Origin of the sequence: Aurantimonas sp. NFXS3 (assembly GCF_049132005.1) — a bacterium.
GTDB lineage: Bacteria > Pseudomonadota > Alphaproteobacteria > Rhizobiales > Rhizobiaceae > Aurantimonas > Aurantimonas coralicida.
In genome coordinates this window covers 1-11,135 of the sequence record NZ_JAGDDZ010000014.1, presented here as the reverse complement: position 1 = coordinate 11,135, position 11,135 = coordinate 1, and the positions used below count along the sequence as shown (strand labels likewise).

Below are 11,135 nucleotides of genomic sequence, written 5' to 3'. Positions count from 1 at the left end.
CACCGCAGCCGAACCAGACCCCGGACGTTCAGGCGACGACGGCTGCCCCCATCGAAGCAGCCGATGCGGCTGCTCTGGATAAGGTTGTCCGGATCTCGGACTACCTCGATGCCATAGCCAAGGGCAGACCGCTGCCTGCCTTTGACGTGTCGGAGTTTGCGTTCGCGCAAGCGGGGGATGGCCCCTCTCAGGCCGCCTTTGAACGGGCGACGAAGATGGCACCCGCCGATACGACTGGCGCAAATATCGGTTCCAGACCGTTGGGATCGGGCAATCCGACGGGGACAAATTCGTCGCTGCCGACAGCCAATGATAACCAGCCCGTCGTCAGCCTACCGCCCACGAGCGGTCAACCCGACGGACCAGGCCCCGGCGATCACGAAGACCCCGGCGCTCTCGATCCGGACCCGGATCAAACGACACCCGGCGACGAAGATGACGATGACCCGGCGCCGACGAAGACAAACCGTCGTCCGGTTCTCTCCGGCCCGGTCTATCTCGACAACGGGCTGCTCAACCTGTCGGTGATCATCACCATGGGTGAACTGCTTCACGGCGCGAGCGATCCCGACGGCGACACGCTGATCGTGCGTTATCTGGAGGCGGATGGCGGCAGGCTGGAGCGTATCGGTCTTGACCGTTGGCTTTACACGCCTGCAACCGACGAGACCGGAGCGGTGGTCTTCCGTTACCAGGTCAGCGACGGCGACGAAGTCGTCATGCAGACAGCGCATCTGGAAATCCGTCTGCCGGAAACCGAAGCGATCGTCGGCACCAATGGCGACGATATGCTGATCGGCACGCCCTATGCCGACCTGATCGATGGCCGCGGCGGCAACGACATGATCTACGGCCGCGAGAGCGACGATATCCTTTATGGCGGCGACGGCGACGACCGGCTGGTCGGAGGCTCCGGCAACGACATTCTATGGGGCGGCCGCGGCAATGACATTCTGTTCGGTGGCGACGGCGATGACACGCTGTTTGGCGAACAGGGCGACGACCTTCTTTATGGCGATGCCGGCAACGACATCATCTTCGGTGGCGACGGCAACGACGAAGCCCACGGGGGAGACGGCAACGACTACATCGACGGCGGCGTCGGAAACGATCGGCTCTTTGGCGAAGACGGCGTTGACGTCATCCATGGGGGCGACGGCGACGATCATATCGAGGGCGGGGCTGGAGCCGACGTCCTCATCGGTGGTGTGGGCGCCGATATCATTCTCGGCGGTGCCGATGACGACGTCCTTCAAGGCGATGATGGTGGTGACCAGCTCTTCGGCGGCACCGGCGATGACGAGTTGCATGGTGGTGGCGGCAATGACGCGCTCGACGGCGGCGAAGGCGACGACGTCCTCCATGGCGATGACGGCGATGACACAATTCTCGGCGCGAGTGGCAATGACGTGCTGCACGGCGGTGCCGGCGACGACGTGATTGATGGAGGCGACGGCGACGACGTCCTTCATGGCGCCGCAGGCAATGACACGCTCGATGGGGGTGACGGCGACGACGAAGCGCACGGCGGCGCCGGGGTCGACTTGATCGACGGTGGTGAAGGCGACGACGTTCTGCATGGGAACGGCGGCGACGACCAGATCTACGGCGGTATCGGCAATGATGAAGTACACGGCGGCGCGGGGGCCGACGCGATCGACGGTGGCGAGGGCGACGACGTTCTGAATGGAGACGCCGGCAACGATCAGATCTTCGGCGGTATCGGGGATGACGAAGTCTACGGCGGCGCGGGGACCGACGCGATCGACGGTGGCGAGGGTGACGACATTCTGCACGGCGATGACGGCGACGATTACATCATCGGCGCCGCTGGCAACGACATGCTGTTCGATGGTGCCGGCGTTGATACCCTGGAGGGCGGGGAGGGCGATGATTGCATCGCCCTCATGGCAGATGCCGAGACTGACACCGTCTATGGCGGTAGCGGCAACGACACGCTGGATCTGTCCGAGATTGTTTTCGACGCGACGATCGACTTGCCTGATGGATGGGTGACCATCGACGGGACGTCGGAAGCCCGCATTTTCGAGATCGAGAACATCCGCGGCGGTCGCGGAAATGATCGGCTCGTTGCCGACGATGAGGTCAACATCATGGTCGGCGGTGCGGGTAACGACATCTTCGTGTTCCGCTCCCTTGACGCCTTGACCAACGAGGGCGGGCCTCGCGACCATATCCAGGACTTCTCGGTTGGCGACCGTATCGACCTGTCGCGTCTCGGTCGGGACCTCGACGACTTCGCTGCGCAAAAGCTGTTCTTTGCCGGCGCCGCTTCGTCGACGACCGCGGAGATCGGCGCCGTGACCTATCGTCACCAGCTTATCTCCGACGAGACCGGCGACCAGGACATCACCATTGTGGGCGGGAATCTCGACGAAGATTCCGAGATGGAATTCGAGCTCGTCCTGCATGGTCGGCATTTGCTGACCGAACAGGATTTTATTCTGGCTGGCCGCGACGACGGTTGAAGCCGACAGCCGCGATCGCCGACGCAATAATCCTTGGAGGAGCATGAGATGAGTGGCACGCAAAAGGCCCAGGAAAGCGAGGCGACGCAGGCCGGACAGCGCTTCGGCATTCGCTCGCGGATTATCACGTCAGGCCTGCTGGCGACTGCCCTGATCGTGGGATGCGGTGGCTGGGCAGCCCAAGCCAGCCTCTCCGGAGCGATTATTGCCCAAGGCAAGGTGACGGTGAAGAAGCAGGTCAAGCAGATTCAGCATCGCGACGGCGGGATTGTCGGGGCGATCCTCGTGGCGAATGGCGACGTGGTTGAAGCCGGCGAAGTCCTGATCAGGCTCGATGAGACCCAGACCAAAGCAGAGCTCGGCGTGATCTCCTCCCAGTTGTCGGAACTGATCGGCCGGCAAGCACGGTTGCGCGCCGAACGCGACGGAGCTGATGATGTCCTGTTCGACCAGCTCTTCGAAACGGCCGCTGTGACAGCTGCAATCGCAGAGGGCGAGCGCCGGTTGTTCAGTGACAACCGAGCTACCCGCGACGCCCAGCGCGATCAGTTGCAGTCCCAGATTGAGCAGTACGGCGAGCAAGTCCGGGGGCTGGAATCGCAACGGGAATCCAACGCCTTGGAGCGCCAGATGATTGCTGAGGATCTGGCCCGTCTGGCTCCACTGGTAAAGCGGAAGCTGGTCGAGAGTACCCGGACCCGCACTATGGAACGTGATCTTGCAAAGATCGACGGTTTGAAGGGGGAGATCGAAGCGAACATTGCACGGGTCAAAGGGCAAATCAGCGAAGCCCGAATGAAAATCATTGAATTGGATCAACAGACCCGAACTGACGCGCAGCGCGAACTCAGAGACGTCGACGCCCGCGTGGCCGAATTGTCTGAACGGATCGTGGCTGCCCGTGATCGCCTCTCGCGAATGGATTTGCGCGCACCAATTGCTGGGTTCGTCAACGATCTGAAGGTACACACGGTCGATGGCGTCATCTCGCCAGGCGAGACAGTGATGGGGATCGTGCCGGAAGGCGAGGAACTCGTCGTGGAAGCCAGGCTGTCGCCGATCGACATTGACCAAGTTAGCGTGGGCCAAGACGTAAAGCTGCGCTTCTCCGCCTTCAACCAGCGCACTACGCCCGAGATCGACGGCAGAGTTGACATCGTAGGCGCCGCGGCGACACTCGATCCAGCCAGCGGACAGACCTATTACCTTTCCACTATCGCCATTACCGACGAGGATCGGGGCCTCGGCAAGCAGATCCTCGTTCCAGGTATGCCCGTTGAGGTGTTCCTCAAAACCGGCGAGCGCTCGGCACTATCCTATCTGGTCAAGCCATTTAGCGACCAGATGATGCGCTCGTTCCGAGAAGAGTGACTGGGACCGCGGAGTACGATCGGCCCATGCGCTCCACGCTATCTGTAAGATGCGCCGCCGCAGCGATGATCGTTGTACTCGTCTCGATAAGCTTGCTTGCAACCCCGGCTGAGGCCGAGTCGACCCTGTCGACGTTGACTCTGCCCGTCGACTGCAATCTCGGGACAGATTGCTTTGTCCAACAGATGCCGGACGTTGACCCTGGCCCCTTGGCCAAAGATCCGCTCTGCGGAGATGCAACCTATAACGGGCATGACGGATGGGATTTTAGGGTCCGTTCGATGGTGGAGGTAGCCCGCGGGGTACCTGTCATATCCGTTGCAGATGGCCGAGTTCTCAGGGTTCGCGACGGTGTGCTGGATCACATTATGGCGGACGGAGCTGGGGCAGCGCAGTTCCAAGGCACAGAGTGCGGCAACGGCGTGGTTATCGAACATGGAAGCGGTCTCACATCGCAATACTGTCACCTGAGGATGGGCAGTATCATTGTGCGACCAGGCATGTCCGTCACCCGAAGCACGCAGCTTGGGCTCATTGGCTCGTCAGGCCAGGCCCAGTTTCCCCATGTCCATTTTGCGATGCGACGGCACGGCGCTGCGATAGATCCATTGACAGGGCGCTTCCTTCAGCAGGAGCTTGGCTGCGGACCGACCCCATCCGGGCTGTTCGCCGAGCCAGTCAGACAGATAATGGAACGACCTGCTCTCGCCATTCTCGCTACGGGTTTGTCCAGCGTGCCGCCGACACTACCTAGCTTGACTGCAGGCGAGGTGCGGGTGGCGAAGAACGGGGATGAAGCTACGCTCGCTTGGGTTTGGGCTATCAATGTGCGACAGGGGGATCAATTCCGCATCCAGATCGTTCAGCCGGACGGGACGACAATGCTCGATCAGAGCACCGAGCCTCTGCCGAGGCGAATGGCAAACTACCTCGCCTATATCGGTCGCCGCCGGACGATCGTGCCGGGTACCTACCGCATAGTGGTTGATCTTCTTCGGGACGGAGTTCCAGACGTCACGACCCAAATGGCCGTACACGTCAAAAAGTAGGTCGAGTTTTCTGGCTGCTTATGTCGCGTGTTTCGGAAAGGCTGGGCGATTGGTAGCCTCATCGGTCATGATCCTCGCCAAAGCGGCCGGATCCGGGGCTGCCCCAACGTGGAACCGAGACTGTAGGCGCACCAATACAACGATGCGTTTGCTGCAACCCTCATTTTTGGCTCGTGTCGGCATCCGGAATAGCCGCCCCAAGCCAAAGCGAACCGCATCTGACCTTGAAGTGCGATGGCGTTCAGATACAGCAAACCTAGCTAGACCGTTACCTATCTCTAAAATCCACCCGGTTTTGGCCTAGCCCATTAGAAAGCAGGCCGGGGACGTAAAGCCGGCCACGACGCCGATATTGCATTGTAATCCTTATTATCTATTTTGCCAGATTCTCGCAATAAATCCTTTACCCTTCGGAATGCGCATGCGATCATCAATTGCGGCATTTCAGTGTCAAGGAGGTGGGGGGATGGTTCCTACTAAGATTGCATTCATCGATGGGCATCCTATTTTTCGGGACGGATTAATTAAAATTTTTTCTGAGCGCGCTGATTACTCGGTAGTAGGCGCTGGCGCCTGTGCTTCCGATATTATAGATATTGGAAAGTCGGCGGTGCCAGACGTGATCCTTTTGGACACGCAAGTGCCCGGGAGGGTAATCGAGGCAATTGTAAGTTTTCGGAAGATGTCACCGCTTGCGCGTATTCTCGTATTCACCGCATCCGAAAGCGTGGACTGTGCTATTGAAGCATTGGAGGCTGGTGCCGATGGTTACGCGCTAAAAGAGAGCACTTTGGACGAATTGGTAAACGCGATATCATGCGTCATGAGCGGTAATAACTACGTCACCCCCCGATTGGCTACCAAGGTTATCAGAGCACTTCATCATCCCGTTCAGCGAAAGCCGTGCGAGATGCCTGTCTTGAGCATTAGGGAAGAGCAAATCGTAGCCCTATTGATGAAGGGGTGCACCAATAAAAATATTGCAGCTGCGCTGAATATTAGCGAAAAGACAGTAAAACATTATATGACTATAATAATGCAGAAGCTAGAGGTAAGCAATCGACTGGAGGTTGTTGTTGCTGCTCACGGATTTTCTCATCGCGAGGGATTCAATGGGAAGCACTTCAATTAGCGCGCATCGAGTTCGAGTTAGGGCTGTGATAGGCGATGTTTCGCTTTAGATAATAGAAATGACTATGATAGCAAAGAGGCTTTCTCGGAGGGATCTGCCGGAATTAAGTGCGGAGAAGGACCGTCGACCGGTTGATATGTCCTCTTAGTCTTCTTTCCATGCTATTATCGGTAAGGAAGAACGACCCATGCAGCAGTCATCACCGAAGAAATCCACAGAGACGTGATGCGGCCAGGAAGGTTGCGCATCATTGTCTGAGTGTCCTGGACCTGGCCAAGGAATTGGGCAACGTCGCCGAGGCGTGCGGGTAACGTGATCTCGACCGCACCAACTTCTACGAATGGAAACGGCTCTTTCAGACGCAAGGCTTGATGGCCTGACGGATATGCCGCCGATTCACAGAGAGCCATCCGCAGGCGACCCCGCCGTCGACGTTCGAGCGCATCGGGGGCGCTGGCGAGTCGACCGAATGCATACGACAACTTGATCGCCCCTCGGAATTTCGTAGGGTAAAGTCATGGCCCACGACTTAGTTAATGGAGGAAACGATGAAACGCCTCCCCGTTCTGCTCGGGGCGTCTCTGCTTTTATGTGGCGGAGTGCTTTTGGTTCGTGCTCAGGAAAATCCGATGAGCTTCTTCGTTACCAGTCAGGGAACTGGCGATGGCGGTAAGCTGGGAGGATTAGAAGGGGCGGATGCCCACTGCACAACGCTCGCCGAAGCAGCCGGAGCCACCGGCAAGACTTGGGTAGCATATTTGAGCACGAGTGATACCGATGCGCGTGACCGCATTGGCGCCGGACCTTGGGTCAATGCGAAGGGCGAAACAATCGCGGAGAGTGTCGATCAGTTGCATAGCGATCAGAACGCTTTAAACAAGGCGACAGCGCTCAATGAGATCGGCGAATTGGTCAATGGTAGAGGTGACGAGCCAAATCGTCACGATATTCTCACAGGATCCCTGCCGGATGGTACGGCTCACGATGCGACCTGCGAGAACTGGACCTCAGGCGGTGAGGGCAGCGCCATGGTCGGTCACCATGACAGAATGGGACTTAACGACTCGGCCGAAGCAAAATCATGGAACTCTTCGCATCCATCACGGGGTTGCAGCCTAGAAGCGTTGCAGGGTACCGGCGGTGACGGGCTGCTGTATTGCTTCGCGACGGAATAGCTTGGGCGCGCTGCACGGGTTCGCCAACAGTATTAAGATTGCCAGTTCGGTTATTTGAGCGGGCTGCCGTTCGTCTGCTTGGGATAAGCGGGAGAATGCTGCGCGAGGTCGTGCGTGTAACTCTGCAGCGGGCTGTCGAGGCCTTGTCGCTGCTTGACAAAACCCGTAAAAACACTGCTTGCTGTTACCGCGTCCAGCTTCGAATTTGTGAATTCGGCGCAACCATACAATCAAGGTTATTTACTTCCCCGAGATGAGAATTTACCTAACGGGCCGGTTCGCGTATGCATCGGAAGTAATTCCTTACCTGATCATCACTTAGATCTAGCATATATTTTGCTTCGGTCGCAGAGAACCCGGCATCCAATGCATTCCGGAATGCCGTCCATTGCGGATTATGACACACAGCTTGCGCTGCGTCGTGTTCACTTTCCACCGGCCATTGCTGGATGTGGTGCTGTTTCGCTTCCATGTCGAACTCCCGGTTCTGGCTTTGCTCGAGCGAACGCGATACAATTCGGAGGATAAAAAAGGGAAACGCTATCGTATTTAATACGGCGGACAGGGTGTTCAGCGATTGTGGTCACCGCATGTCTGCCGCATCGCAATAGTCACTCTGCCCGTTCGGTCTCCATAATTGGGTCTGCCGCACTCTCGCATTGCCGCGACTGAGCTGTTCCTGAAGGTAGTGCCATTGCATCATTAGAAATGTTCCCGAAGCATTTTTGTCCGGGGCAGGCATGAGGCGGATCAGCATGGGAACGAGGGACGAACTCGTGGAGGCTGTCGCAGTGCGATACCGGGCCGCAAAGCGAACTGAAGAGGGCCGGATACTGACGGAGTTCGCGAAGATTTCCGGGTATCATCGCAAGCATGCGGAACGGCTTCTCCGCCGTGGACACGTCGCGACCCCGGCCTAGACGCCGAATTTATGACGAAGCGGTGTGAGAGGCGCTGATCGTGCTCTGGGAAGCAGAATAAGCCTCTGATCTTGCTGCTGATCCGGGCGATGGAACGACATGGCCATCTTGTGCTGGACAAGAAGGTGCGCGTTCGGCTGCTGGCGATTAGTGCGGCCACGATCGACCGGGCGCTGGCGCCAGTGCGGGCGGGCGCTTCGGGCGGTCGGCGTTGGCGCAATGCCCATTCCTCGGCTGTGCGGCGCAGCGTGCCGATCTGCACTCACGCGGATTGTAACGATCCCGTGCCCGGATACATGGACGCGGATTTTGTGACGCACAGCGTCCCGTCGGCGAGCGGCAGCTTCGTGCAGACGTTGACCCTCACCGATGTGGCGACCGGTTGGACGGAATGTGCGCCCCTGCTGTTTCGCGAGCGGCGCCTGCTGAGCCAAGTGATGACTGCCCTGCGCTCGGTGCTGCCGTTTCCCTTGCTTGGCTTCGATACGGACAATGACAGCGTCTTCATGAACGAGACAATCAAGGCTGGTGTGAGAGGCAGCGCAGGTCGACTTCCCCCGCTCGCAGCCCTATCGCAAGAATGATCAGGCCCATGTTGAACAAAAGAACGGGGCGGTAGTGCGCCGGATGGTGGGTTACCGCAGATACACCGGCATCGCCCCAGCCACCGAACTGGCGCGGCTCTATCGCAGCATGCGGCTCTACGTGAACTTCTTCCAGCCCTCGTTCAAGCTGATGGAGAGGACCCGCGACGGGGCCCGTGTGACGAAGCGATATCACCCGCCTCTGACGCCGTTCCAGCGCGTACAGGCTCATCCCACCGTCACGCCGGCCTTATAGGACGCGCTTGCGGCGCAGTTTGTGCAGCTCGACCCGGTCATCCTGCTCCACGAGATCCGCCAGGCACGGGCACAGGCGCGGCTGACGGCGGTGGCCGATGTGACGCCATTCGCCGATGGCGATGGCGCCAAGGAGGACGTCGAAGCTTTCCTGAGCGGTCTGCGCCATGCCTGGATGGAGGGTGAGATCAGGCCCACGTTGCGGAAAAAACTGTCCGTACCCCGCGGGCGCCGCCGCCCCGATCCGCTGGCCAAGGTCACCGAAGATCTCAAAGAGTGGTTCCACAAAGACCCGTCACAGACTGGGCGCGAGCTCCTAGGGAGGCTTCAGACCACTCATCCGAATGCTTATCCAGACAGGTTGATCCGCACGGTGCAGCGCCGAGTGGAAATTTTGAGAGGAGACATGGCCAGATTATTGGTGTTCGGCGCCAAGGCGGATGCGCACCCGCCGATGCCCCCTGACGCGCTGCGCGATATGAAGGCTTCGCGCGACAGGGGGCATCGGGAAACAACCGAACCTGACATCCACGGGGCGAAAACCTCCAGAAACAAATGGCTGAGGCAACGGCTTGATCCCTCAGGAATATCCTTGGATGCAGCAATACGTGTTCTCACCCTGATTGTCGCGCCGCACGCGTCCCCACCGCGCGTCGCCGGGGCCGGCGCTTGTGCACCGTCAGCCCTTCCTGCCGGTAGAGCCGATAGATGCGGTTGATCCCCGAATACTCACCCTCCCGCGCAGCACGGCGAACAGACGTTGATAGCCGAAACGCCGGCGCTCATTGGCAAGGTCACGTAGCCGACCACGCAGTTCGGTCTCCAGCGGACGGCACGACTGGTAGCGGATCATCTTGCGATCGGCACCGACGAAGCAACAGGCTCCACGCTTTGAAAGCCCCATCACGGACTGCAAATGCGCAACGGCTTAGCGCTTGGCGGCGGCCCCTACAATTTTTTACAGAAGCTCGCGGAGTGCCGAGGCATCCAGCATCTGGTCTGCGATTAGCTTCTTCAGCTTCGCGTTCTCATCTTCAAAGCCCTTCAGGCGCTTGGCGTCGGACACGTCCATTCCGCCATACTTCGCCTTCCAGTTATACAGCGTCGCCTCGCTGACCCCGTGCCGGCAGGCCAGATCGCCAGCCCTCGCGCCCGCCTCCTGCTCCCAGAGCACGTGATGATCCGTTCTTCCGTAAACCGCCTCCGCCTCATCTGCCCGTCCTTCCATCGAGGCCGGACTCTATCTCGAAGTGGAAGGAAAAACTCAGTGGCAGGTCACGGACTAAAGTGGGATTGGTTTCCGCCTTTGGTCGGACCAAATTTGGCGACCAAGGTAAGGGAAAGTAACCGGACTTTCTTCCCTGATAATTCTGTTGGATATGCGTTCATCATCAGCACTCGGGTCACGCCGAGATACGCTATCTCCCGCGGTCCCCCAAGAAACCGGCAATTGGCAGAGCCTTTTAATAAGCCGGACTGAATGAATTCGGGTTCTTTATTTGTGACCCGCATCAAGGGAGTCAGGGTGATGGCCGTCAAACTGAATGAGCATGATCTGCGCTTCGTTCTTGACCAGATCAAAATTGCGGAAGCGCATTCGGCTGGCGCCGATCTCATTGACCTTATTCCCGACCCGCATGTGCCTTGGGGGCTGCGTACCGTCAGCGGACGTTACAACAACCTTACGGAAGGCCGTGAGGAGTGGGGCGCTGCCGACACGGTGATGCCCCGCTATCTTGACGGCAGCTTCATCAACGACGATCCCACTGAAGGTTCGTTCGCTGGAGTTGAAAACACCGACTACGAAGTCGTGGGTCAGCCCGGCGGCACCAATGGTGGTCACACCGGCAACGTGGTGGACTCCGATCCGCGCCTGATCTCCAATCTAATTGCGGATATGAGCTTTAACAATCCGGCGGTAATCATTGCCGCACTTTATATTGCCGAGTCGGAGGATGTACTTGCCGATCTTTCAGAAGTCCAGGCCGGTTATGCCGATTTGCAGCTCGTTCTCGGCGACCCGGCCTCTACCTCCGAAGCAAGAGGCGCAGCCCAGATTATTTTCGACACCCTCATCGAGGGTAAGGGGATCGAAGTCCAGAACGGATCGATCTTCCTGCCGAACGTTGCACCGGACGAAGGCATTTCCGCGCCATTCAA

Annotated in this window: 7 protein-coding genes and 3 pseudogenes; 8 read left to right on the top strand and 2 right to left on the bottom strand. The window is 58.7% G+C overall.

Annotation, left to right across the window (positions count from 1 at the left end; all coding sequences use genetic code 11):
• The 6 genes and pseudogenes from J3367_RS20820 to J3367_RS20795 all read left to right on the top strand — a co-directional run.
• Positions 1-2,489: cadherin-like domain-containing protein (locus J3367_RS20820; RefSeq protein ID WP_421462537.1), on the top strand; the 2,489-nt coding region annotated here is incomplete at its 5' end.
• Between the two features lie 48 nt (positions 2,490-2,537).
• Positions 2,538-3,860 carry an HlyD family type I secretion periplasmic adaptor subunit gene (locus tag J3367_RS20815; RefSeq protein WP_421462536.1) on the top strand — a complete coding sequence of 441 codons (1,323 nt, stop codon included), beginning with the start codon at positions 2,538-2,540 and terminating at the stop codon, positions 3,858-3,860.
• A 26-nt stretch (positions 3,861-3,886) separates the two neighbouring features.
• The gene (locus tag J3367_RS20810; RefSeq protein ID WP_421462535.1) at positions 3,887-4,909 is read left to right on the top strand and encodes a M23 family metallopeptidase; all 1,023 of its coding nucleotides are present in this window, start codon (positions 3,887-3,889) and stop codon (positions 4,907-4,909) included.
• A gap of 466 nt (positions 4,910-5,375) precedes the next feature.
• Positions 5,376-6,041, top strand: coding sequence for a LuxR C-terminal-related transcriptional regulator (locus J3367_RS20805; protein WP_421462534.1), 666 nt, complete (start codon positions 5,376-5,378; stop codon positions 6,039-6,041).
• Positions 6,042-6,277: 236 nt separating this feature from the next.
• A pseudogene (locus J3367_RS20800) lies at positions 6,278-6,487 on the top strand (helix-turn-helix domain-containing protein); the annotation flags it as partial.
• Positions 6,488-6,589: 102 nt separating this feature from the next.
• Positions 6,590-7,216: a hypothetical protein gene (locus J3367_RS20795; protein WP_421462532.1), complete on the top strand. Its 627-nt coding sequence runs from the start codon at positions 6,590-6,592 to the stop codon at positions 7,214-7,216.
• 265 nt (positions 7,217-7,481) lie between these two features.
• On the opposite strand, the gene J3367_RS20790 is transcribed toward J3367_RS20795, so the two are convergent.
• A complete protein-coding gene (locus tag J3367_RS20790; protein WP_421462531.1) occupies positions 7,482-7,688 on the bottom strand; it encodes a hypothetical protein in 207 nt (68 codons plus the stop codon).
• Between the two features lie 268 nt (positions 7,689-7,956).
• On the opposite strand from J3367_RS20790, the pseudogene J3367_RS20785 reads away from it, so the two are divergent.
• Positions 7,957-9,399 (top strand): annotated as a pseudogene (locus J3367_RS20785) (transposase); the annotation flags it as partial.
• 208 nt (positions 9,400-9,607) lie between these two features.
• Here the strand turns inward: J3367_RS20785 and J3367_RS20780 are convergent.
• Positions 9,608-10,187, bottom strand: a pseudogene (locus J3367_RS20780) (transposase); the annotation flags it as partial.
• 316 nt (positions 10,188-10,503) lie between these two features.
• Between J3367_RS20780 and J3367_RS20775 the strand changes: the two are divergent.
• Positions 10,504-11,135 (top strand): hypothetical protein (locus J3367_RS20775; protein WP_421462530.1); only part of this gene is annotated, 632 nt, incomplete at its 3' end.

Bases quoted from the DNA above. Each gene is read 5' to 3' on its own strand.
- J3367_RS20815 (WP_421462536.1), top strand. From the start codon at position 2,538: ATGAGTGGCACGCAAAAGGCCCAGGAAAGCGAGGCGACGCAGGCCGGA.
- J3367_RS20810 (WP_421462535.1), top strand. From the start codon at position 3,887: ATGCGCTCCACGCTATCTGTAAGATGCGCCGCCGCAGCGATGATCGTT.
- J3367_RS20805 (WP_421462534.1), top strand. From the start codon at position 5,376: ATGGTTCCTACTAAGATTGCATTCATCGATGGGCATCCTATTTTTCGG.
- J3367_RS20795 (WP_421462532.1), top strand. From the start codon at position 6,590: ATGAAACGCCTCCCCGTTCTGCTCGGGGCGTCTCTGCTTTTATGTGGC.
- J3367_RS20790 (WP_421462531.1), bottom strand. From the start codon at position 7,688: ATGGAAGCGAAACAGCACCACATCCAGCAATGGCCGGTGGAAAGTGAA.